The organism is Pseudochrobactrum mosebachae (assembly GCF_048914685.1).
Taxonomy (GTDB): Bacteria; Pseudomonadota; Alphaproteobacteria; order Rhizobiales; family Rhizobiaceae; genus Pseudochrobactrum.
Genome location: NZ_CP128408.1, coordinates 2,535,001 through 2,559,770, shown reverse-complemented (window position 1 = coordinate 2,559,770; position 24,770 = coordinate 2,535,001). Strand labels below are relative to the sequence as shown.

Sequence of the window (24,770 nt, the reverse complement as noted above, 5' to 3'; positions counted from 1 at the left end):
ATATCTATGCAGCAGTTGATGATTTCAACTGCTTCCTTCCGTCTATAGTGACATTGGATCGCAAGGCATTTTTGCGATCCGTTACCTAGCTCAAATAAAGCGTATTAATCAACCTAAATGAACTTGTACTTCTGGTCGCCCCTGCCCCAGATCATGCAATGCAAATACCATGCCATTCGATGAATGATTACTAATATATTCAGCGCTCAAGCCCTCGCGGGCGGAGGTTACAAAGACAGTTTTAAAGTCATCGCCGCCAAATGCCGGACAACTGCTATGCAATGCTGGAACATCACGATCAAACAGCCTTTGCCCTTCCGGAGAAAAAACCGAAATCTGTCCGCTTCCCCATTGTGCAACCAATAATCTGCCGTCTTTATCAGTCACCGCTCCATCTGGGTTCGATGGCATATTAGCGGGTAGTATCAAAGTCGACGGCTCCTCGACCGGGAAACCTGTTTCCACATTTAAACGCACCCGCATGAGCGTTCTTTTGGCTGTATCAGTAAAATATGCAAATTTTTTATCAGGGGAAAAGCAAATAGCATTGGGAATAGTCAAATGACCAAACAGCTTGGTAATTTCACCCTGATAATAACGGTAAATAGAACCGGCATCTTTTTCAGCCTTTTTACCCATTGTGCCAATCCAAAAGCCACCCCAAGGATCAGCTCTGCCGTCATTTGAACGGGTAATTAGATTATCTTGCTCCAAAGCGCATAGCAAAGACTTTTGTTCCGTTTCAAGATTAAAGCGGTAAAGCCCCGTTTCAGAAGCAATCATCAGATGCGTTTCATCCAGCCAACCGGCGGCTGAAGATAACTCGCCGAAAACAAACTCTTTTTGACGCCCAGCCTGATCACGGGTCAGCAAACGGCGCCCAAGAATATCAAACCAATATAATTGCTTGCGTAGCGGATGCCATAACGGCCCCTCACCAAGTTCACAAATACGGTCGTCATATATCATCGCTCAAGCGCCTCATCATAAGCTTTGACTATCTCATGAGCACGGTTTTTTAGCTCATCAAGCGGCATTCCTGCCTGATATAAAGAGGTACCAAGTCCAAAGCCGCTGGCTCCTGCATCGAGCCAATTTTTAAAATTTCCAACCCCGACACCACCGACCATGAATATTTGTGTTGATTGAGGTAAAACAGCACGGATAGCTTTTAATCCATCAATCCCCAGTACCGGCGCCGGAAATATTTTCAACCCGTCAGCACCAGCTTGTAAGGCAGAAAAACATTCACTTGGGGTCAGCACGCCCGGAAAGCTCAGCAGTTTAAACTTCTTTGTCGTCGCGATCACTTCCGTATTGCAGTCGGGCGAAACGATCAAACGCCCGCCTGCATGATAAACATCCATGACATCCTGAGGCGTTAAAACGGTTCCAGCGCCGATTAATGCATCTTCGCCTGCCACATGAGCCATATAGCCTATACTTTTGAGAGGCTCCGGCGAATTTAACGGCACCTCAATCTGAGTAATGCCTGCTTCGATAAGAATTGTAGCTGCTTCAACGGCTTCCTGCGGTTTTATGCCCCGCAAAATAGCGATTAACTGACGGGACATGAGCAAAACTCCAATCGTTGATAAGCGGCATAAAGACCAGCTTTCGTCATATCACCGGCGTCATAAATACAAGATTTTACGCCCGTTTTACGCAATGCCAATTGATACACATCGGAAAGACGTTCAGCGCCGATGATGACAACCGGCTTAACCGCCAACAGCTCTTTGATCGAAGCGATTTCCGCTCCCAAAAGAATACCGGAAAGCATGGAACGTGCTGTAATCATATCAATTTCATTAAATAAATGCTGCGCCCGCAATGAAAAAAGCATCGTCGAGACACATGCAGGCTCTTTGAAAACCTTGTCAAAAGCAAGCTGAAAAGCCCCCTCTTCAAAGCCTTCACAGGCAACGCTATGTTTGAGAACCGTATGGGCAGAGATGGCCGCGAATAATTCTCCTGTCATGACAGTACGAAATGACGATATTTTATTGCCCGCAGCTTGCACCCATTTTGTATGGCTTCCAGGTAAGCAGATAACACCGTCAAAATCTTTATGACGCGATAAAAATCCCGCAATCTGGGTTTCCTCGCCACGCATGACATCCGCAGGTTTTTCCTGCTTCAGCCCTGGCACAATAAAAACCTGCATATCCGAACCATCAACCGGTGCTGAAACCAACGCTTTCAACGGTAAATGACACGGCAGGCTTTGGTATGGCGCTTCAATCCAGCCTTGCCTTGCACCGACCATACCGCAACAAATAATTTTTAATGTTCTCAAGCCCGTCCAAGGAGAAATAAGTTCTCGCAGAACAGCTTCATATTCATCACTCTTAAGCTTACCCATACCCCGTTCTGAGCTGAGCGCAGCAAGCTCTTTGCCATCCGCATCCATGGCAAAAACGCGTAAATGTGTGGTTCCCCAATCGACGGCCACCCATTCAATTTTCTCAATAACAGCTTCGTCTTTCATCCCGACACCACAACCCCGCCATCAACGGCAATTGTCTGTCCCGTCATCATACGGCTGGCGCGTGAGGATAAAAAAAGCGTTGCTTCGACAATATCCTGTGGTTCAAGCGCTTGCTTGATACATTGACGCTCCAAATGAGCCTCCAGCGCCTCAGGCGTAACCCATAGATCTTTCTGGCGCTGGGTAAGCACCCAGCCCGGAGCCAAAGCGTTGACGCGGATCATATCCGGTCCAAACTCTCTTGCCAGTGATCGGGTCATGCCTGTGATGCCCGCATTTGATGTCGTATAAGCCGGATAACCACTATTACCCATCATGTAACTGATCGATGAGAAATTAACGATCGCACCGCCACCGTTTTCCCTCATACCTGCAATCACCGCCTGGCATGCAAAAAAATACGCCTTGAGATTAACCGCCAGCATCTGGTCCCAAAATTCAGGCGTTACTTCTTCGGTGCTATGGCGTTTATCATTGGCTGCATTATTGACCAGAACCCGCACTGCGCCATGGCGCTGCGATGCCTCTGCAATGCTTGCGCGCAAATCCTCCGTATCCGTAATATCGCACTGAATGAAAAGTGGTTTGTTCTGCGGATATTTATCTGACATTTCATTGCAGAATTCTGTTGCATCATTACGCCCGACAAATGTGACCCGCGCGCCTTGCTGCAAAAAACCTTCCGTCAGATAAGCGCCGATCCCCGCGCCGCCGCCGGTAATAAAAACCGATTGGCCATCCAAATCCGGAAATATACTGGATTTCGACATTAGTGGCTCTCCCGCGTTACAAGGCGGGTATCTTTGCCCACCAGAAAATCCAGATCGGCACCCTTATCGGCCTGCAAAACCGTATTAATATAAAGCTTGGCATAACCACGCACATAATGTGGTTCATCCGGCTGCCATTTTTCTCTGCGCTGCTCAAGCTCTGCTTCACTGACTAAAAGCTGCAATAATCCACTACTTGCTGAGACTTTGATGCGATCACCTGATTCAACCAAAGCCAGCGGTCCGCCCGCTTGCGCTTCCGGACTGACATGCAAAATCACAGTGCCATATGCGGTTCCAGACATACGACCATCACTGATGCGGATCATATCCTTCACGCCTTGTTGCGCCAAACGTTTCGGGATCGGCATATTGCCCACTTCCGGCATTCCCGGATATCCTTTAGGGCCGCAACCTTTCAGCACCAGAATTGTTTGCGGGGTGACCTCAAGGTCCTCCCTGTCAATATTCGCCTTCATATCTTCAATAGATGAAAAGACATGCGCCACACCTTCATGCTCGAGCAATTCAGGCGTCGCGGCTGAGGGTTTGATAATGGCTCCGTCCGGTGCAAGATTTCCCCGTAAAACCCTTAATCCGGCTGCCGGTTTTACCGGTGCTTTGAGCGGGAAAATCACATCACGATTATAACATTCAGAACCTTGTGCATAATGCAATATATCCGAACCCATAACGGTTCGCGCAGGCCGCAAGAGTTGCTTTAATTCATTCAAAACGACAGGCATTCCGCCCGCATAACAAAAATCTTCCATCAGATAACGTCCGGAAGGCATGCAATTCACCAGCAAAGGTATGTCAGAGCCCAGTTCGAAATCATCGAGTTTCAAATTAACTCCAACCCGCCCCGCCAATGCCAGCAAATGCACCACCGCATTGGTGGATCCGCCAACTGCCGCATTGGCCAGAATGGCGTTTTCAAAGGCAGCTTTCGTTAAAATATCAGAAGGCTTGAGATCCTCATCGACCATCTCGACAATACGCTTGCCCGTAAGATGAGCCAACGCCATACGACGGGCATCAACGGCGGGTAATGCAGCATTGGTCGGCAAGCTCATTCCCATCGCCTCAACCAGTGAGGCCATGGTGGATGCTGTACCCATCGTCATGCAAACGCCCTTGGAACGGCTCATCCCTGATTCTGCCGCCATAAAATCGGCAAGCGTCATATCGCCGGCACGCACCGATTCCGAAAACTTCCAGACATCCGTTCCAGAGCCGATATCCTGCCCTTTATATTTGCCGTTAAGCATCGGGCCGGAACTGACGACGATCGTCGGCAAATCGACGCTTGCCGCCCCCATCAACTGACCAGGTGTGGTCTTGTCACATCCGCCCAACAAAACAACCCCGTCTATGCCATAGGCGCGAATCGACTCCTCGACATCCATCGCAAGCAGATTACGGAACAGCATAGCTGTCGGTTTCATCTGGGTTTCGCCCAAAGACATAACCGGAAACTCTACCGGAAAGCCTCCGGCTTCCCAGACGCCGCGCTTGACCCCCTCCGCCAAATCACGAAGTCCGGAATTGCAAGGGGTCAGTTCTGACCAGGTGTTGCAAATGCCAATGATCGGCCTGCCGTCGAAGACATGATCAGGAAAACCCTGATTTTTCATCCAGCTACGATGGATAAATCCATCTTTATCTTGTTTTCCATACCAATGTCGGCTGCGGCGGGCTTTACTCATAAGACATCCTTTTGTCTCAAATAATGAAACCTTATTTCATATATTGATATTATTGCTGGAATGGTTTACCAATGTCAACATTGATCGGCAGCCTGTCGAACATGAAGTCATAAAATAGTCTGGAGCCACATCATGACCACCAAAGACGCCACCACGAGCGGCGGAACTGTAGGAAAAGCTTTGGAAGTGCTTGATTGTGTAGCTCAATTCGGCGTGCCAGTACGATTCACGCAAATTCTGGCCACGGGCCTGTTTCCAAAACCGACACTCTACAGGCTTGTCAGAACACTGACTGACGAAGGCATGCTCAGCTATGACAAGGATAAAGGCACCTATATGCCTGGCTTGAGGCTGTTGAAGCTTGCGCATTCTGCATGGGCACATTTTTCACTGGCCTCGATAGCCAGCCCGCATATTGACAGTTTGAGCTCGCAGGTGCGGGAAACAATTCACCTTGCCCAGCTTGATCAGGGTCAGGTTTTATATGTCGACAAACGTAATGCGCGTGACCCTATCGAAATGTTTTCGCAAGCCGGAAAAGTAGGGCCGACTTACTGCACAGGCGTAGGCAAAGCGATGCTCGCTTTTTTACCGGCAGTAGAGCAGGAAAAGATCATTTCGCTTCAGAGTTTCCATCGTTTTACACCCAACACGCTGACATCGCCGGCTGCATTAAAACAGCGCTTACAGCTCATTCAGCAGCAAGGTTATGCTTTGGATGAGGAAGAGCATGAAGCAGGCATCATCTGTATTGCCATGCCAATCTTTAATGCGGATGGCCGGGTGCTGGGCAGCGTATCAATTACCGATTCACTCCTTCGCACTTCATTTGATGAGTTAAAACAAAAGCTGCCGCTTCTTCGGCAAGCGGTTGAAAATATTGGTCGCGATGCGCAGGATTGGAGTTATCCGAGCATCTGAAAATGACAAATGCAATCACACAAGAATAAGAACTAATTGGGGGCAAGTGTGGCAGGCGTAACATTAAATCAGGCGGTAAAAAAATACGGGAATGTCGAGGTCATTCATGGCATTGACCTCGACATTAAAGATGGGGAATTCTGTGTTTTTGTTGGGCCCTCGGGCTGCGGAAAATCAACATTACTGCGCATGATAGCCGGCCTTGAAGAAACAACCTCGGGTAAAATTCATATCGGCGAAAAAGATGTCACCGACCTTGATCCCGCATCAAGGGGCATCTCGATGGTGTTTCAAACCTATGCGCTGTATCCGCATATGACGGTTGCAGAAAATATGAGCTTCGGCTTGCGTATGAACGGACATCCAAAAGACGAAATAAATCAGAAAGTTGAAAAAGCCGCCAATATCCTCAAGCTTACAGAATATCTTGAGCGAAAGCCCAAAGCACTTTCTGGCGGCCAGCGCCAACGCGTAGCGATAGGGCGTGCTATTGTCCGTGGGCCGGAAGTCTTTCTATTTGATGAGCCTTTATCCAATCTTGATGCAGAATTGCGCGTCGAAATGCGCGTCGAGATTGCCCGCCTGCACAAGCAAATCGGCGCGACAATGATCTATGTCACGCATGATCAGGTCGAAGCCATGACATTGGCCGATAAGATCGTCGTGTTACGTGCCGGTCGCGTTGAACAAGTCGGCTCACCTTTAGACCTTTATCATAATCCGAATAATCGTTTTGTTGCAGGATTTATCGGCACGCCGAGCATGAATTTCGTGAAAGCGAAAGTCAAAAATGGGAAGATACATGCTCCGGGATTATCGGCCACAGATTTTGAAGCCCGTATCCGGTTACCGGCTGAGGGCAGCGATATTATTGTCGGTGTCAGACCGCATCATATTAAAATTTCCAACACTCTCAAAACACATGACATCTCGATTACCGAGGCTTTAGGCTCAGTTTTTTATAGCTATCTGATTGCACCAACGGGTGAAAGAATTCTTGTTGAAGTCCCTGAAACAGATGCAGGGCTTTTACAGGGAGACATAGGACTCAGTATATCCGCGGATAACCTGCTGCTATTTGATGCTGTGTCCGAACAAAGACTTCGATAAAACGCAATAAATAAAGGTAGTTACGATTTTAATACCAATGCAGGCTCTCTGCATCCTTTAAATAAATAAAACCGAGTTTCACTATATGAAACAACAAAGGGGGAAAATATGATACATACATTAAAACGCAGCCTAGCAATTTTGGCAACGACTGCACTTTTTACTATGCCTGCTTCTGCAGGCGAGCTGGTGATTAACACTGATGCTTCATTTCCTGCGGTAAAAGAAGCTTTTCAGGTCGCGGTTGATGGCTTTGAAAAAGAAAATCCCGACATTAAAGTCACGCTCAACGTCTTCGATAATGAAGCCTATAAAACAGCTATCCGGAATTTTCTTTCGGCTGAATCTCCGGATCTGGCCACATGGTTTGCCGGCAATCGCATGCTGCCTTATGTCAATTCCGGTCTTTTTGCGCCGATTGACGATGTCTGGGCAGAAAATGATATGGGCAATACACTGAAAGCCTCAGAAAGCTCGGTCACTTTTGACGGCCACCAATGGGCGATCCCATATACATATTATCAATGGGGCGTTTATTACCGTAAGGATATCTTTGAAAAACTTGGCATTGCAGTTCCAACCAATTGGGAAGAATTTAAAGCGGCGGGTGAAAAACTAAAAGAAAACGGCATTACCCCCGTCTCTATCGGCACCAAGTTTCAATGGACGGCAGCAGGCTGGTTTGACTATCTGAACCTGCGCACCAATGGTTATGATTTCCACATGGCGGTGACACGGGGAGAAATTCCGTGGACGGATGAGCGCATCCGTAAAACCATGGCCAATTGGGAAGAACTCATTAAAGCTGATTTCTTCTTGAAAAACCACGCGGCCTATAGTTGGCAGGAAGCTTTGCCAGCATTAGTCAATGGCGATGCGGGCATGTATCTCATGGGCAATTTCATCGTTGCACCATTGCAGGAAGCCGGACTTGATAATGAAAAACTGGGCTTTTTCCAGTTCCCGTCCATTGATGCTTCCATTGCCATGGCCGAAGACGCACCAGCAAACACACTCCATCTTGCTGCTAACGCCCGCAATGTCGAAGAAGCCAAAAAGTTTCTGGCATATATTGCGCGCGCCGATGTCCAGACAGACATCAATAAAATCATGGTACAGCTGCCGGTCAATAACCAGTCAACAGTAGCAGATGATCCATATTTGCAGGCCGGTTTTGAAATGCTTTCCAATGTCGATGGCGGTTTGGCACAATTTTTTGACCGCGATGCTTCTGCGGAAATGGCAAAAGCCGGAATGGAAGGTTTTCAGGAATTCATGGTCAAGCCTGAACGTCTGGATGTCATTCTTGATCGTTTAGAAACAGTGCGCAAACGGTATCACCAATAAATAAAAAAGGGCTGCGATCAACGCAGCCCGCCACACATTCCGCGGGGAACGCAATGTCTAATCTGAGCGCCTACTGGAGAAAGAATAAGCTGACACTCACACCATGGCTTTTTTTGCTGCCGGGTCTGATCATGTTTGCTATTTACATCATAATTCCGGTTTTCCAGTCACTGGCCATATCGCTTTATGACTGGGATGGCTTAGGCGAAAAAAAATATATCGGGCTCGAAAACTACCGTGAGTTAATGTCCGACCAGTCCTTTTTTACGGCTCTTAAAAACAATGTCATCTGGCTGGTTCTTTATTTACTGGCTCTGCCTGCAGGACTGTTTCTGGCACTTTTTCTTAACCAGACAGTGCGCGGTATTCGTATCTATAAATCACTGTTTTTCTTTCCATTCGTCATAAGCCAGGTTGTTGTCGGCCTTGTTTTCACATGGTTTTACGATCCAAGTTTTGGCTTGTTCAATGTGATTTTAAAAAGCCTCGGCTTTGAAGCCATACCGATTTTAGCCGACGAGAATTACGTGACATATGGCATTATTCTGGCTGGCCTCTGGCCGCAGACAGCCTATTGCATGATCTTGTTTTTAACCGGTCTCAATGCGGTCGACAGTGAGCAGATTGAAGCTGCAAGACTGGAAAATGTGCGTGGCTGGAAAATGCTTTGGTACATCATTTTACCGCAACTTCGCCCAGCCACATTTATTGCACTCGTTGTGACCGTTATCGGCGCGCTACGATCATTCGACCTGATTTCGATCATGACCGGTGGCGGCCCATGGGGTTCCAGTCAGGTATTGGCATATTACATGTATGAGCAGGCTTTCTCGGAGCATGGTTTCCGCATGGGCTACGGCGCTGCAATCGCTGTCGTGCTCTTTGCCATTATGATGGTCTATATCACCATCTTTTTGGTAAAAATGTATCGCGACGAAAAGGGCCTTTAAGATGTTTCCAAGACCTGTTCAAAAATCCTCACCTGCCGCGCGCATCACTTATCAAATTGCACTGCCTGTCGCTCTCTTCATCTGGCTTATACCATTACTGGCAGTCGCCGTCACTTCGATCAGATCCGGTGCCGACATCACCTCGGGCAATTACTGGGGCTGGCCGAGTTCTTTCAATTTGATTGAAAATTACACAACCATTTTCACCAATACACCGCTGGCAAGCTATATACTCAATAGTTTCAAGGTCACAATTCCTGCCGTTTTGGGCGCGATTATCTTATCCTGTCTGACGGGCTTTGCGCTCGGCATTTATAAATTCCGTTCAAACCTGTTTGTGTTTTTCCTGTTTGTCGCAGGCAACTTCATCCCATCACAGATTTTGATGGTACCAGTGCGTGATTTATCAATCCAAATGGGCGTCTATAACTCGGTCTATGCGCTGATTTTATTTCACATCGCCTTCCAAACCGGCTTTTGTACTCTATTCATGCGCAATTTTATCCGCACCCTTCCCCGTGAGCTGATTGAAGCCGCACGCATAGAAGGTGTCTCGGAGTTTCGCATTTTCTACTATGTGGTTCTGCCTTTAATGCGGCCAGCGATTGCCGCCCTTTCAGTGCTTGTTTTCACCTTCATCTGGAACGACTATTTTTGGGCGACCGTATTGACGCAAGGCGCACATGCTCAACCAATCACAGCCGGCATCAAATCACTCAATGGTGAGTGGATCGCAGCATGGCAACTGGTATCTGCCGGTTCTATCGTCGCTGCGCTGCCGCCTGTGCTGATGTTTTTCCTGATGCAAAAACACTTCATTGCCGGCCTGACACTTGGTGCCGTCAAATAGCAATATCCTTATTTTGTAATTCTCGTGGGAGTGAGTAAAATGCAACGTACGCTTGGGGTTTGTTATTATCCGGAACATTGGCCGGAAAGCATGTGGGCAGAAGATGCCAGACGCATGGCGGAAGCCGGTCTGACATGGGTGAGAATTGCCGAATTTGCTTGGTCTCGTATGGAGCCAAAACCAGGGCAGTATGAGTGGGATTGGCTCGACCGCGCCATTGAAACATTAAGCCAGGCCGGATTGAAAGTAGTGCTGGGCACTCCAACATCAACACCGCCGCGCTGGCTGCTGGATAAATGGCCGGATATGTTACCTGTCGCGCAAGATGGCCACACACGTAAATATGGCTCACGTCGCCACTATTGTTACTCACATCGCGGTTTTCGTGATGATTGCGCACTCATTACCTTAAAAATGGCTGAGCGCTATGGCAAAGATCCGCGCGTGCATGGCTGGCAACTCGACAATGAATATGGCAACCACAACACGACGCTTTCTTACAGCAAAGCGGCGCGCGAGGGCTTCTTGCAGTGGCTAGCCGATAAATACAAAACCATTGATGCACTGAATGAGGCATGGGGTAATGTGTTCTGGTCGATGGAATATGATAATTTTGATCAGATAGATTTGCCCAACCAGACAGTTGCTGATGCCAATCCAAGCCATTGGCTCGATTTCAGGCGTTACAGCTCGGATCAGGTAGCAGACTTTAATCGTGTTCAGAGCGACATTTTACGCGCGCATACCAGCACACCGCTCATTCATAATTTCATGAGCAAATCCACCGACTTCGACCATTTCAAAGTGGCTGCTGATCTCGATATTGCCAGCTGGGACAGCTACCCTCTCGGATATTTGGAAAAGCACTCCGCACTGGGTGAAGAATGGATTGCACGTTACGCCCAACAGGGTGATCCGGATTTTCAAGCTTTCCACCACGACCTTTACCGTGCGGTCGGGCGTGGACGTTGGTGGATCATGGAGCAGCAGCCCGGCCCCGTTAACTGGGCGGTTTACAACCCTGCACCACTTCCCGGAATGCCACGGCTTTGGGCATGGGAAGCCTTTGCGCATGGTGCAGAAGCCGTCTGTTTCTTCCGTTGGCGACAAGCACCTTTCGCACAGGAGCAAATGCATGCCGGCTTGTTACGCCCCGACAGCGCCGATGCCCCTGCTATCCATGAAGTGAAGCAAGTTGCCCAAGAATTAAAGCAACTCTCAAAGGCCGGAACCGTGCAGGCAAAAGTAGCACTGGTCTTTGATTATCAATCCGTATGGGCATGGCAAATTCAGCCACAGGGTAAAGGATTTGAATATTTCAATCTGATATTCGATTTTTATCGTGCCATGCGACGGCTGGGGCTTTCCATTGATATTGTTGCACCAGATTGTGCTGATCTCAGCCAATACAAACTGGTAGCCATGCCAGGCATCATGCATATCGGTAAGCATCTGGAAAAGGCGCTGGAAGATTTCAAGGGAACGGTCATTGCGGGTCCAAGAACCGGTTCAAAAACCGAAGATTTCCAAATCCCTGCCAATCTGCCACCAGTTATGCCAGACCGTAACTGTACCGTGACGTACGTCGAAAGCTTAAGACCAGGTGTCAAACGTCCGCTTGCAAGCGGCGGTTTTGTTCATCATTGGGCCGAGGCGATTGAGACTGATCAGGATGTTTTAGAGGGTTATACGGATGGTACGCCTGCGTTTATCAGCAAGGATAAAACTGTTTATCTGACCGGCTGGCCTGATGACACAGCATTGCAAAACCTTTTGCGCTCTATGTGTCAACGGGAAACTATTGAAACCATGGATTTATCCGGCGGCCTTCGGGTGCGCGATACAGACACACACAGGTTCATTCTCAATTACGGTCCAGACGCAGAAGAATTTGAAGGCCAATCCGTCGCTGTTGCCGATGTGATTTGGAAAACACTTTCTCCGGCAAAGGCTTAAAGGTCACTCTCTATGCAAAAACTTGATAAGTTTTACATTAATGGTCAATGGGTGAGCCCTTTTAGCCCAAATTCTATCGAGGTTATTGATCCATCAACAGAAGAAGCAATAGCCACACTTGCAGTTGGTAATCGTGAGGATGCCGACCGCGCTGTGAAAGCTGCCCGCGCAGCTTTTGCAGGCTGGAGCGCCACTCCGCTTAGCGAGCGTAAAGCTGCCGTGAAGCGCCTTGCAGACATTTATGAGTGCCGCAAAAGCGAAATGGGAACTGCAATCTCTCATGAGATGGGCGCACCTATTGATCTGGCGCAATCAGCACAGGTAGAATCCGGTAGCGGCCATATCCAGACTTTTCTCGATATGATTGACGACTTCCAGTTCGAATATTGGCTGGAAAATGACAACCAAACGCATCGGATTATCAAAGAACCAATCGGGGTTGTGGCCCTGATCACGCCTTGGAATTGGCCGATGAACCAGATTGCTTTGAAGGTTATACCGGCCTTGCTCACTGGTTGTACGGTCGTATTAAAGCCATCTGAAATCGCGCCTTTATCCGGTCACTTATTTGCCCAGATAGTTGATGAAGCAGGCTTTCCTGCTGGTGTATTCAATCTGGTTCACGGTGACGGTATCAATATCGGTACTGCACTGACCGGCCATACAGATGTGGATATGGTGTCATTTACCGGCTCTAATCGAGCTGGTGTGGCGATTTCAAAAAATGCGGCCGATACCATCAAACGGGTCAGTCTCGAACTGGGTGGTAAAGGTGCTAATATTCTTTTTGAAGATGCTGACGATGAGGCTGTGGCACGCGGCTTGCGCAGTTGCTTCAACAATAGCGGACAAGGCTGTAACGCACCCTCTCGTATGCTGGTACAGCGCAGCATTTACGACAAGGTGATTGCAAAAGCGGCTGAACTTGCATCACAAGTAAAAGTCGCCAGCGCTCATCAGAATGGCGGCCATATCGGCCCTGTGGTCTCCAAAGATCAGTTTGAGCGTATTCAAAAACTGATCACGAGCGGCATCAATGAAGGTGCGCGCCTTGTAGCAGGCGGCTTGGGCAGGCCAGATGGCTTGAATAAAGGCTATTTTATCAAACCGACAGTTTTTGCCGATGTTACCAATGACATGACTTTAGCCAAAGAAGAGATTTTCGGTCCTGTTCAGGTGATCATTCCTTTTGATACTGAAGAAGAGGCAATCCGAATTGCCAATGATACGGTCTATGGCCTGACAAACTACGTACAGACCGGTGACGCTGAAAGAGCTAAACGGGTCGCCAGAGCCATGCGTTCCGGCATGGTTGAAATCAACGGTACAGGCAGAAGCTGGCGCACCCCTTTCGGTGGTTACAAACAATCTGGCAATGGCCGCGAAGGTGGCAACTGGGGCATTGAAGAATTTCTGGAAGTGAAAGCTATAAGCGGCTGGAATTAAATCTTCACGTATAAAATGAGGGGTTTTTACCTTCGAATACCCCTCATCATCTGCACTATCTGCTGTCAAAAACAATAATAACTTGACTTTTTCTTATCGCCAGGTTAATCGATTAACTTATATTTCCAACATTTAACGCAAAATTAAAAAAGCCTGGCATTTTGATAGAATAATAAAGTTAATCGATTAACTAAAGCATATCTCAACTATCCTTGGGAGGGGAAAATGAGAATGATTTCAAAACTGTCATTGCGTGCCGCATTAAGCACCTCGTTACTACTGATGGCCAGCACAGCTTATGCTGAAACATTAACGATATATTGGAATGCCGGCCACGCATATGATGCCTATGCCGATGTCATAAAATCATTTGAAGACGATAATCCAGGCTGGAAAGTTCAATGGGAGCGTTACCAGTGGCCTAATTTGCGTACCAAATTGGTTGCTGATTTTTCTGTAAAAAACACGCCTGATCTTGTCGCAGCCCAAGGACCTTGGATCAGCGAATTCGGTCGTGAGGGTCTGCTCAAACCGCTTGATGAATATATCGCCAAAGATGGCAAAACCATTGGCTATCCGGAGGACTGGTACGACTTCTCGGTGGATCGTAATAAATATGACGATCATTATTACGGCATACAGCTGCACCTGACCTGTGTCGCCTTGCTTTATAATGTCGACATGCTCAAAGAGGCAGGTTTTGAAGCCCCCCCAACCAACTGGGAAGAGTTCCGCACTGTTGCATCAGCGACTGCGAAAAATGGAAAATTCGGTTTCGTACCTAATCAGGTTCCATTATATCACTGGCCTTGGATTTTCCAGAATGGCGGCGATTATTATGATCTTGCCACGAACAAAGTGGTCTTCAACAATGACAAATCCGTTGAAGCTGTACAATTCCTTGCCGACCTGATCCACAAAGATAAATCAGCTCCCCTTCCCGTTGCTGGCGCCGATTATGAGGGGCCGCAGAAATTATTCACGGCCGGTCGCGCTGCCATGATCCTGACAGGACCTTGGGATGTCGGGCCTATTAAAACCGGCAATCCGAAACTTAACTGGGAAATTGCACCGGGTCTGACGCAGGAAACACAGGCCACGGTTGCAGGCGGTGTCAGCTTGATGATCCCGAAGGATGCCAAACATCCTGATCAGGCATGGGATCTTATTAAACGCTTTACTTCTCTGGACACAGAACTCGAAGCATCGGTTCAAAACGGCATGACCATGCCACGAAAATCATGGGCATCTCAGGACGTCATCAAAAACGATCCAATCCTGAACAAATATAGCCAGTGTCTGCCTTATGCCCGCGAAGCCACAGCACAACTCGACTTAAGCGGCCATACTGCTCAAGTTGAGACCCTGTTCAAATCAGCGGTTGAAGACATTCTCTACAATAATAAGCCCGCCAAAGAAGTCTTAAGCCAATATGCTGACGAAGCTAACAAGGTGTTGGCTAAATAATCACCGGCAACAGAATGCGCCGTGAAAACACTGCGCATTCTGTAAGATCAACAACGCTGGAAGTCACTTAGAGATGAAATCATTAAAAAACTGGCGCACACGTCAGGCCTTGCTGGCCTACGCTCTGCTCTCACCGGCCATTGCCTATTTCGCGCTCTATTTTTTCTATCCCATCGTGATGGAACTTTGGGCAAGCTTTTACCGTGGGCAGCCTTTAATCGGGCAAGCTCATTTTGTAGGCTTTGATAATTATCTTGAAGCTCTGGGTGATCCGCGTGTGCGCGCCGCATTTATTCGCACAATCATATTCTCTGTAGCGACCACCGTGTTGACCTTAGTTCCGGCACTTGGCCTTGCCGCCATCCTGTCAGGTCCAATCAAAGCTCGTGATGCGATCCGCGCCATTATCTTTTTCCCTTATATTATTTCATTCGTCATCGTGGCCTTGATGTGGAAAAGCATTCTTGATCCCTATTCAGGTATTTTGAACAGTGTGCTGACTTACTTACACCTACCAACCCAAAATTGGCTCAGCACACCTTCCGCAGCATTGCGCACAATGATCGGCATCGTTGTTTGGAAAGATATCGGTTACGCAATGCTGATCTATATTGCCGGCATTCAAGGCATACCACAGCATCTTTATGAGGCAGCCTCCCTTGATGGTGCCACCCGCTTTCAGATGTTTACAAAAATTACTGTGCCGCTTCTGGTTCCGACCACCCTGTTTTTGGCAGTCATCAGCACCATCGCCCACCTTCAGGATATTACCTCGCCCATGTTGTTGACCGGCGGAGGGCCTGCCGACGCGACACGTCTCTATTCCCTGCATGTTTATGAAACAGCCTTTACCCAACTCAATATCGGATATGCGTCTGCTCTCTCTTTCCTGATGCTCATCGCCATCATGATTATCACTTATTTACAGTTTCGCCTGTTGAATAAAGAGGTTGTATACTAATGAGTACGGCAAAATTTGAACAAACAACAGCAAGCCCCATCATTACTTACGGCATCCTGACCGTTTGTATCTTGCTGGCACTGTTTCCATTTTTCTACATGGTGTCGCTCTCATTGCAGAGTGATGCTGAAATGTATAGCGGCGTTCCGGTTATCATTCCTTCAGTGCTGCAATTTTCTAACTATGCGGACATCTGGCAAAAAGCACCTTTCGCTCGCTTCATCCTGAATAGTTTCATTATTGCCGGCTCTATAACACTGCTGCATCTGATATTTGATCCGCTCATCGGTTATATCTTTGCCAAAATGTACTTCCCCGGCAAAAGGCTGATGTTCGGCGCTCTACTCTCTACCCTGATGCTGCCCTTTTTCATCCGGATGATCCCGCTATATATCCTGACCGCAGAAATGGGCTGGCTGAACACATATCAGGGGCTGATCATGCCATTTGCAATGAGTGCTTATGGTATTTTTCTCATGCGCCAGTTCATTCTGCCAATACCCGATGAACTCATCGAGGCCGCACGGATAGACGGCGCCTCTGACCTTAGAATTTACTGGCAAATTGTTCTGCCGCAACTGCGTCCTGCACTTGCCACATTGGGCCTACTGACATTTGTGTTCCAATTTAATGAGTTTTTATGGCCGCTGATTGTCGTTTCATCAGTGGAAATGCGCCCGATAACAACTGGATTGGCGCTCTTTAATTCAGAGTTCTTTACCCAATGGAACCTAACCTCCACAGGCGGCGTCATTCTGTTCCTGCCGAGTTTCCTGATCTTCGTGTTTATGCAGCGTTATTTTGTACGCTCAGTCATGATGACTGGCATGAAGTAATAAGAAAAGAGAGATTATACTATGTCTAAAAAACCGAATGTAATCGTTTTTTTCACTGATCAGCAACGTTGGGACAGTGTCGGTTTGCATGGAAACCCGATGCAGCTAACCCCTAATTTTGATCGCTTGGCTAAGGCTGGTATGTTTGTACCCAATTCCTTTACCTGCCAACCGGTTTGTGGCCCTGCCCGTTCTGCAATGCAGACCGGAAAATACCCGACAACAACTGGTTGTTTCAGTAACTCAATCCCTTTACCCAAAGACGAGAAAACACTGGCGCATTATTTCCGTGAAGCAGGTTATCATACGGGCTATATCGGCAAATGGCATTTGGCAGGTCAGGAGCCGGTGCCGGAGGAAGAGCGCGGCGGCTATCAAAGCTGGCTTGCATCAAACATTCTTGAATTTACATCCTATGCCTATGATGCAAAATTATACAATGAAAACAATGAGCTGGTTAAACTACCCGGTTACCGTGTCGATGCGCTGACCGATGCTGCAATCCGCTATATTGCGGAGGAACGTGAAGAACCGTTTTTCCTTTATGTGTCTTATCTCGAACCCCATCACCAAAACCAGACCGATGATTATCCAGCACCCGTTGGATATGCGGAAGCGATAGAAAAAAACCTCCAGTTTCCTGAAGATCTTAAGGAGCTGGGCGGCAACAGCCAGCCCCACTATGCCGGCTATATGGGCATGATCAAAAGGCTTGATGAGGCGTTAGGCCGTTTAACTGATGCGTTGATAAGCCTTGATATGCTGGATGACACAATTATTCTTTTTACGTCCGATCACGGCTGTCATTTCAAAACACGCAACAGTGAATATAAACGCTCATGCCATGAGGCATCCATTCGCGTTCCGACATTTTTCTCAGGCCCCGCCTTTAAGGGGAAAGGCGCATTTGACGGTCTGGCAAGCCTGATCGACTTGCCGCCAACGCTGCTGGACGCCGCCGGAATTACTGTGCCGGCAGCTATGCAGGGCCACTCTTTATTGTCGCCTGAGAGTGAAGCAGCCTTTCAGGATATTTTTGTCCAAATCAGCGAAGACCATATCGGGCGTGCGTTACGCACCAGACGTTGGAAATATGAAGTTGGCGCGCCAGAGCTGGACGCAAAAAAAGTAATGGACAGCCCAACCTATATCGAAACGCATCTCTATGATCTGGATAATGATCCACATGAGCTGGTTAATCTTGTCCATGATGAAAGCTATAAAACCGTGCGTCATGACTTACGCCAGATACTGCTCAAACGCCTATCCGAGGCGGGTGAAAATCAACCCGACATTATTTCCCGACCTGCCCTGCTCTCCACAGAATAAAACATAACGAGCTCATCTCATGCAAAATGACGAACAGCCTACAGTCAAATCAGAGAAAATCGCAACCATGGCCGATGTGGCACAGTTGGCACAGGTCTCGTCAGCGGCCGTTTCCTATTACTTTAGCGACCGCAAAGAACATAGTATACGAGTGGGAGCAGAAGCGCGAAAGCGGATCAGACAGGCTGTTGATCAGCTCGGCTATATACCGAACAAAACTGCTCGCAACCTGCGCAGGCAGCAGACAGAACGTGTTTGCCTGCTTTTGCCAAAACTTGGCATACCTTTTGCCGATAAAATGATCCGCGATATCCAGGCTGTAACAAATGCCCGTGGTGTTTTGACCGTTGTATTGGCCGGACAAGATATCGAGGGCTATCGTAAAATCATCGGCGAAGTTGAAGCAGGACTGGCCGACGGAATCATTGCTGATGCGGAAATTTTCTCTTCCAGTGAAGTAAAAGAGCTTTTTGAACCCTTCGCACGTCATAACCGTGCCTGTCTGGTCATTCACCCATCAGCGACACCGCAGTCTTATTCGGTCGTGACCCATGATCGTATCACCGCGCTGCAACAAGCAATAAACCACTTGATGAACCGCGGTTACCACAATTTCACTTACATCAGAAACCGACGAAAAATCATCAACTCACGCGTTCAGTTTTTACTAAAGATGCAAGAAGAATATGCTGGGAAAATCAACATAACCATCATCGACGGAGCGCAATCACGAGAATCAGCGGCAGCTGCCGCCCGTGAAATTACGGCCATGACATCTCGTCCGGATGCAGTTTTATTAGAATCCGACTTTGCCGCCATCACCGCTCTGGAAGAATTTAAGCGCGCAGGCCTGTCCATTCCTGATGATATAGCTGTCATTGGCTGCGGCAATGCTGAGGAAAGCTATTATACCAGCCCGCGTCTCAGCACAATCGGCCCCAAATGGATATCACTGACTGATGCCACCGAACATTTCATGGAAATGATCGACAAACGCGGCGCAATCACACCCCGTCAATTCACCGTTCCATGGACATTATATAGTCGAGACAGTGCATAGCATATAACATTTCTCGCTTTTTGCTGGTCGTTACGGACGTGCCGCTTTAAAGCCGCCAATATAAGGAACCTGCCAACCATGTCACATATTGACATCAATTCATTGATCAAATCCTATGGCAACCACCGCGTTATTCATGGCATCAATGCCAATATCGCTGAGGGTGAATTCGCTGTGCTGGTTGGTCCTTCAGGCTGTGGAAAATCAACTTTGTTACGCATGATTGCGGGGCTTGAAGATATTTCCGGCGGCGAAATTAAAATATCCGGACGCGTTGTTAATGACCTGCCGCCCAAAGACCGCGATATTGCTATGGTCTTTCAAAACTATGCACTTTATCCGCACATGACCGTTGCGCAAAATATGGGATTTTCGCTAAAACTTAAAAAAACATCTAAAGCGATTATTGATGAAAAAGTAAATGCAGCGGCAGAAATTCTTGGGCTGTCCGATTTGCTGGGTCGCACACCCGGCCAGCTTTCCGGTGGCCAGCGCCAACGTGTGGCGATGGGGCGCGCTATTGTGCGTGATCCTGCCGTTTTTCTGTTTGATGAACCATTATCGAATTTGGATGCCAAGCTGCGCGTTAAAATGCGCGCAGAGATCAAAGCCCTGCATCAAAAATTACGCACCACAATCGTCTATGTAACCCATGATCAAATTGAAGCAATGACAATGGCAGACAAGATCATCGTTCTGGATGGCGGACATGTCTCACAAATAGGCACACCGCTTGAATTATATGACCACCCTGCCAACCGCTTTGTTGCGACTTTTATTGGCTCACCTTCAATGAATATATTGCCCATCACAACAGGCAAATCCAATGAGGTTATATTAAGCGACGGCCAAAGCTTGCATATCAGGCATGACATGGCTGCCAACCACAAACTGGATTTGGGTATCCGACCGGAGCATCTTCGACTATCTGATAATCATGAGAAAATAGCAAAAAACAATATACTGCGAGCCAAAGTCACATTGGTTGAACCAACGGGCGCTGAAACTTTAATCACCTGTTTATGTGCCGGACACGAAATTTTGGTCAGCGTAAATGAACGCACAACGCTGAAGCCAAATGACGACATTTACCTGTCCATTACAGCAGATAAATATCATTTGTTCGACGAAAAAACCGGTTTAGCACTTTGATCAAAAAACCAGACGACATCACTGCCTCTGTCAAGCAATGCTGTAATCCGGCAAGAGAGCCTGCGAACCAATCTGATAGAAAAATTAATTTTCCGACCTCAAACAGCCCGTATCATATTGCTACTGCTGATATAGCTGGCGGCAAAGTACAAACCGGAACCTCGTCCCCCATTCATAAGGCCGATGGCGAGGGTATTATTCGTCTTCATAATATCCGACCGTTTAAGATGAGCATAACCGCTGTCACCAATCGCCAATTTGCAGCTTTTATTGAAGCCACCGATTATATTACACAGGCAGAAATTTTTGGATGGTCATATGTCTTTTATCAAGACGTCATCAGTCCAGAGGAAACCGCAGGAGTTATCGGAACAGAATGGTGGCGCAATGTTGAAGGCGCATGTTGGAAAACACCATTCGGCCGAGGTTCTGACTATCTGGACTATTTAGATCATCCCGTGGTCCATGTTTCATGGCATGATGCCTGCGCTTTTGCACACTGGGCTGGTGGGCGTCTGCCGACAGAAGCAGAATGGGAACATGCAGCACGGGGCGGCCTGAAAGACCCGCTCTATCCTTGGGGCGAGCAAGAGCCGGATGATTTCGACTTTCAACCCTGCAATATATGGCAAGGCTCGTTTCCATATCATAATGAAGCCAAAGACGGCCATAAGGGCCTGGCACCGGCGATGTCTTATAAACCTAACGGCTACGGGCTATACAATATGTCCGGTAATTGCTGGGAGTGGAACATTGATACCTATAAAATCCGCTCCCTGTCCAAAATCGCAAAGCAACAAAACCAACAGACAGAAAAACGAAACCTGCTGAAAGGCGGGTCTTATCTCTGCCATGCGAGCTATTGCCACCGCTACCGCATAGCATCCAGAATGGGCAATACAGCTGATAGTTCAACCAATCACACTGGCTTCCGAATTATCTACGACATGTGAAAAGCTTCGGTAAGCTGCCCAACAAATCCATAATTTAAATATTCACTCCCTCCATTAGTGCATTGCCGAGTACATTAGTGTTTGAATTTTACAGATTATAATGAAGATATAAAATAACCGCATAGTTGCTGGCAAGTTATAGAGATTGGATTCTGAAACAATTAAAACGTATTATTAACTTGCAGGTAAATTATATAATATCAAGATATTCTCTGGATAAAACTTATGAGTTACTGGCAATAAAATAAATATTCTTAGTTTAAAAGTTTGGATACTTCCATGATTTCTATTCTCAGGAACTAATAAAAGGTTTGCGCAGACGTTTTCCTCTTGATTCACTGAATGCGTAAGGAGGCTGTGACATGAGTGATTTAATTTGACTGTCAGAGGCGCAAATGCGCAGTATTGAGTCATCTTTTCTTTTATCTCACGGGATACCAAGAGTAGATGATCGCAGGATAATAGTAAGTAGTATCGTTTTGTGAACAGAAATGGCCTGCAATCCGGCGCAAGTCGAAATTGACGGACACGGGCCAGATGCCTGGCGCGTCGTCATTAATTACAGACTGCATATTTGCTTAAAGGCTATTAGCCAGTTTAACATTATAATTTCTGGCTTGATATTTTTGAACGCTTTGCGCGTTTTGAATGATTTGTTTTGTATTGATTGTGAGATTATTGTTTTGTGCGTTTTGCAGACCTGGCAGCGACCTACTCTCCCGCGTCTTAAGACGAAGTACCATTGGCGCTGGAACGTTTCACGGCCGAGTTCGGAATGGGATCGGGTGCAGCCGCTCCGCCATAACCACCAGGTCAGCAAAGCGCACAGAAACAAATAAGAAGCTGGGTTTTTCGTGCAAAGTTTTTCAGTCAGTGGCGTGTCGAACACAATTGTGTTCGCAAGGCCGACTGGCCGTCGCGGTTTATACCGCGCCTCTCGGAGCCATTCACAAAGTGAATTAGGCGTGAGAGCAAACAATCCTATCATCGACGACCTTTGGTCGTCGCTGATGGATATTGAGAATGAGAACAATCAAGTCAGTCGAGCTATTAGTACCGGTCAGCTGCATGCATTACTGCACTTCCACATCCGGCCTATCAACGTGGTGGTCTTCCACGGCTCTGATAGGGAATACTCGTTTTTAGGTGGGTTTCCCGCTTAGATGCCTTCAGCGGTTATCCCGTCCGTATATAGCTACTCTGCTATGCCGTTGGCACGACAACAGATCCACCAGAGATACGTCCATCCCGGTCCTCTCGTACTAGGGACAGATCCTATCAATATTCCTACACCCACGGCAGATAGGGACCGAACTGTCTCACGACGTTCTGAACCCAACTCACGTACCGCTTTAAATGGCGAACAGCCATACCCTTGGGACCTGCTCCAGCCCCAGGATGCGATGAGTCGACATCGAGGTGCCAAACAACCCCGTCGATATGGACTCTTGGGGGTCATCAGCCTGTTATCCCCGGCGTACCTTTTATCCGTTGAGCGATGGCCCTTCCACACGGGACCACCGGATCACTATGACCGACTTTCGTCTCTGCTCGACTTGTCTGTCTCGCAGTCAGGCGGGCTTATGCCATTGCACTCGACGAACGATTTCCGACCGTTCTGAGCCCACCATCGCGCGCCTCCGTTACTCTTTAGGAGGCGACCGCCCCAGTCAAACTACCCACCATACACGGTCCTGGACCCGGATATACGGGTCGCAGTTAGACATCTATGACGATAAGGGTGGTATTTCAAGGATGACTCCACTCGAACTGGCGTCCAAGCTTCAAAGTCTACCACCTATCCTACACATGTCGCCACAAATGCCAGTGTAAAGCTATAGTAAAGGTGCACGGGGTCTTTCCGTCTAACCGCAGGAACCCCGCATCTTCACGGGGAATTCAATTTCACTGAGTCTGCGTTGGAGACAGCGGGGAAGTCGTTACGCCATTCGTGCAGGTCGGAACTTACCCGACAAGGAATTTCGCTACCTTAGGACCGTTATAGTTACGGCCGCCGTTTACTGGGGCTTCAATTCAAGGCTTGCACCTCTCCTCTTAACCTTCCAGCACCGGGCAGGCGTCAGACCCTATACGTCGTCTTGCGACTTCGCAGAGCCCTGTGTTTTTGGTAAACAGTCGCTACCCCCTGGTCTGTGCCACCCCCATCTAGTTGCCTAAAAAGGGGTCACGCTTCTTCCGAAGTTACGCGTGCAATTTGCCGAGTTCCTTCAACGCAGTTCTCTCAAGCGCCTTGGTATTCTCTACCAGTCCACCAGTGTCGGTTTAGGGTACGGTCTATATGTGGGAGCTATTTCCTGGAACCGCTTCACTGCAAGATCAATCCAATAAGACCTTACAATACACGCGATCCGTCACTACCCACAGGCCCACGAATATTAACGTGGTTCCCATCGACTACGCCTTTCGGCCTCGCCTTAGGGGCCGGCTAACCCTGCTCAGATTAACTTTAAGCAGGAACCCTTGGACTTTCGGCGAGAGTGTCTCTCACACTCTTTATCGTTACTCATGTCAGCATTCTCACTTCTGATATCTCCAGGGGCCCTCACGGGTCCCCCTTCACAGACTTACAGAACGCTCCGCTACCACGCACATTAAGTGCATCCACAGCTTCGGTGTATGGCTTTAGCCCCGGTACATTTTCGGCGCAAAGACCCTTATCTAGACCAGTGAGCTGTTACGCTTTCTTTAAATGATGGCTGCTTCTAAGCCAACATCCTGGTTGTTTTGGGATCCTCACATCCTTTCCCACTTAGCCATAACTTAGGGACCTTAGATGGTGGTCAGGGTTGTTGCCCTCTTCACGACGGACGTTAGCACCCGCCGTGTGTCTGCCGACTAGTACTCCTCGGTATTCGGAGTTTGATTGAGATCAGTAAGACGGTGAGTCCCCATTACCCATTCAGTGCTCTACCCCCGAGGGTATTCGGTCGACGCTCTACCTAAATAGATTTCGCGGAGAACCAGCTATCTCCGAGTTTGATTGGCCTTTCACCCCTAGCCACAAGTCATCCCAATCTATTGCAACAGATACGGGTTCGGTCCTCCAGTTGGTGTTACCCAACCTTCAACCTGCTCATGGCTAGATCACTCGGTTTCGGGTCTAATCCGACGAACTGAACGCCCTGTTCAGACTCGCTTTCGCTACGCCTACACCTACCGGCTTAAGCTTGCTCGTCAGACTAAGTCGCTGACCCATTATACAAAAGGTACGCTGTCACCCAGAACGAATCTTGGGCTCCAACTGTTTGTAGGCAACCGGTTTCAGGATCTCTTTCACTCCCCTTGTCGGGGTGCTTTTCACCTTTCCCTCACGGTACTTGTTCGCTATCGGTCATGCACGAGTACTTAGGCTTGGATAGTGGTCTACCCATGTTCAGACAGGATTTCACGTGTCCCGCCCTACTCTAGGACTTCTAAAGACATTACATGTACGGGGCTATC

General features: G+C 48.0%; 19 protein-coding genes and 2 rRNA genes (1 of these 21 running past the window's edge). 14 read left to right on the top strand and 7 right to left on the bottom strand.

The annotated features are described in order from the left end of the window. Nucleotides 1–108: 108 nt before the first annotated feature. The 5 genes from MP213Fo_RS11655 to MP213Fo_RS11635 are packed head-to-tail and all read right to left on the bottom strand — an operon-like array spanning nt 109 to nt 4,970. Nucleotides 109–969 carry an SMP-30/gluconolactonase/LRE family protein gene (locus MP213Fo_RS11655; protein WP_421089163.1) on the bottom strand — a complete coding sequence of 287 codons (861 nt, stop codon included), beginning with the start codon at nt 967–969 and terminating at the stop codon, nt 109–111. Next, nucleotides 966–1,574 carry a 2-dehydro-3-deoxy-6-phosphogalactonate aldolase gene (locus tag MP213Fo_RS11650; RefSeq protein WP_421091125.1) on the bottom strand — a complete coding sequence of 203 codons (609 nt, stop codon included), beginning with the start codon at nt 1,572–1,574 and terminating at the stop codon, nt 966–968. Before MP213Fo_RS11650 ends, MP213Fo_RS11655 begins: the two co-directional genes overlap by 4 nt. After that, nucleotides 1,559–2,491: a 2-dehydro-3-deoxygalactonokinase gene (locus tag MP213Fo_RS11645; RefSeq protein ID WP_421089162.1), complete on the bottom strand. Its 933-nt coding sequence runs from the start codon at nt 2,489–2,491 to the stop codon at nt 1,559–1,561. Before MP213Fo_RS11645 ends, MP213Fo_RS11650 begins: the two co-directional genes overlap by 16 nt. Next, on the bottom strand, nt 2,488–3,261 hold the full coding sequence (locus MP213Fo_RS11640; RefSeq protein ID WP_421089161.1) for an SDR family NAD(P)-dependent oxidoreductase: 774 nt from the start codon (nt 3,259–3,261) through the stop codon (nt 2,488–2,490). The genes MP213Fo_RS11645 and MP213Fo_RS11640 overlap by 4 nt, the downstream gene beginning before the upstream one ends. Continuing rightward, complete coding sequence (locus tag MP213Fo_RS11635) at nt 3,261–4,970, bottom strand: IlvD/Edd family dehydratase (RefSeq protein WP_421089160.1); 1,710 nt, start codon at nt 4,968–4,970, stop codon at nt 3,261–3,263. The genes MP213Fo_RS11640 and MP213Fo_RS11635 overlap by 1 nt, the downstream gene beginning before the upstream one ends. 132 nt (nt 4,971–5,102) lie before the next feature. Between MP213Fo_RS11635 and MP213Fo_RS11630 the strand changes: the two genes are divergently transcribed. The 14 genes from MP213Fo_RS11630 (at nt 5,103) to MP213Fo_RS11565 (ending at nt 21,308) form a co-directional block, all read left to right on the top strand. Continuing rightward, a complete protein-coding gene (locus MP213Fo_RS11630; RefSeq protein ID WP_421089159.1) occupies nt 5,103–5,891 on the top strand; it encodes an IclR family transcriptional regulator in 789 nt (262 codons plus the stop codon). A gap of 48 nt (nt 5,892–5,939) precedes the next feature. Next, complete coding sequence (locus tag MP213Fo_RS11625; RefSeq protein ID WP_421089158.1) at nt 5,940–7,001, top strand: ABC transporter ATP-binding protein; 1,062 nt, start codon at nt 5,940–5,942, stop codon at nt 6,999–7,001. Nucleotides 7,002–7,109: 108 nt separating this feature from the next. Next, a complete protein-coding gene (locus tag MP213Fo_RS11620) occupies nt 7,110–8,348 on the top strand; it encodes an ABC transporter substrate-binding protein (RefSeq protein ID WP_421089157.1) in 1,239 nt (412 codons plus the stop codon). 53 nt (nt 8,349–8,401) lie between these two features. Next, the gene (locus MP213Fo_RS11615) at nt 8,402–9,298 is read left to right on the top strand and encodes a carbohydrate ABC transporter permease (protein WP_421089156.1); all 897 of its coding nucleotides are present in this window, start codon (nt 8,402–8,404) and stop codon (nt 9,296–9,298) included. Nucleotide 9,299: 1 nt separating this feature from the next. Beyond that, entirely contained in the window at nt 9,300–10,148 is an 849-nt protein-coding gene (locus MP213Fo_RS11610; protein WP_421089155.1) for a carbohydrate ABC transporter permease, read from the top strand. Between the two features lie 39 nt (nt 10,149–10,187). Further along, nucleotides 10,188–12,104 carry a beta-galactosidase gene (locus tag MP213Fo_RS11605; protein ID WP_421089154.1) on the top strand — a complete coding sequence of 639 codons (1,917 nt, stop codon included), beginning with the start codon at nt 10,188–10,190 and terminating at the stop codon, nt 12,102–12,104. Between the two features lie 12 nt (nt 12,105–12,116). Further along, complete coding sequence (locus tag MP213Fo_RS11600) at nt 12,117–13,550, top strand: aldehyde dehydrogenase family protein (RefSeq protein ID WP_421089153.1); 1,434 nt, start codon at nt 12,117–12,119, stop codon at nt 13,548–13,550. A gap of 225 nt (nt 13,551–13,775) precedes the next feature. Further along, nucleotides 13,776–15,017: an ABC transporter substrate-binding protein gene (locus MP213Fo_RS11595; protein WP_421089152.1), complete on the top strand. Its 1,242-nt coding sequence runs from the start codon at nt 13,776–13,778 to the stop codon at nt 15,015–15,017. Nucleotides 15,018–15,090: 73 nt separating this feature from the next. After that, the gene (locus MP213Fo_RS11590; RefSeq protein ID WP_421089151.1) at nt 15,091–15,978 is read left to right on the top strand and encodes a carbohydrate ABC transporter permease; all 888 of its coding nucleotides are present in this window, start codon (nt 15,091–15,093) and stop codon (nt 15,976–15,978) included. Beyond that, complete coding sequence (locus tag MP213Fo_RS11585; RefSeq protein ID WP_421089150.1) at nt 15,978–16,814, top strand: carbohydrate ABC transporter permease; 837 nt, start codon at nt 15,978–15,980, stop codon at nt 16,812–16,814. The genes MP213Fo_RS11590 and MP213Fo_RS11585 overlap by 1 nt, the downstream gene beginning before the upstream one ends. A gap of 21 nt (nt 16,815–16,835) precedes the next feature. Continuing rightward, a complete protein-coding gene (locus tag MP213Fo_RS11580; protein WP_421089149.1) occupies nt 16,836–18,143 on the top strand; it encodes a sulfatase-like hydrolase/transferase in 1,308 nt (435 codons plus the stop codon). A gap of 67 nt (nt 18,144–18,210) precedes the next feature. Beyond that, nucleotides 18,211–19,203 carry a LacI family DNA-binding transcriptional regulator gene (locus MP213Fo_RS11575; RefSeq protein WP_421089148.1) on the top strand — a complete coding sequence of 331 codons (993 nt, stop codon included), beginning with the start codon at nt 18,211–18,213 and terminating at the stop codon, nt 19,201–19,203. A gap of 78 nt (nt 19,204–19,281) precedes the next feature. Further along, nucleotides 19,282–20,355, top strand: coding sequence for an ABC transporter ATP-binding protein (locus MP213Fo_RS11570; RefSeq protein ID WP_421089147.1), 1,074 nt, complete (start codon nt 19,282–19,284; stop codon nt 20,353–20,355). Next, nucleotides 20,352–21,308 (top strand): formylglycine-generating enzyme family protein, encoded by a 957-nt coding sequence (locus MP213Fo_RS11565; RefSeq protein ID WP_421089146.1) that lies wholly within the window; start codon nt 20,352–20,354, stop codon nt 21,306–21,308. Before MP213Fo_RS11570 ends, MP213Fo_RS11565 begins: the two co-directional genes overlap by 4 nt. 698 nt (nt 21,309–22,006) lie before the next feature. On the opposite strand, the gene rrf is transcribed toward MP213Fo_RS11565, so the two are convergent. Both rrf and MP213Fo_RS11555 read right to left on the bottom strand, forming a co-directional pair. Further along, nucleotides 22,007–22,121: ribosomal RNA gene (gene rrf, locus MP213Fo_RS11560) — 5S ribosomal RNA — on the bottom strand. A gap of 216 nt (nt 22,122–22,337) precedes the next feature. Beyond that, nucleotides 22,338–24,770, bottom strand: a 23S ribosomal RNA gene (locus MP213Fo_RS11555) (it continues 376 nt past the right edge of the window).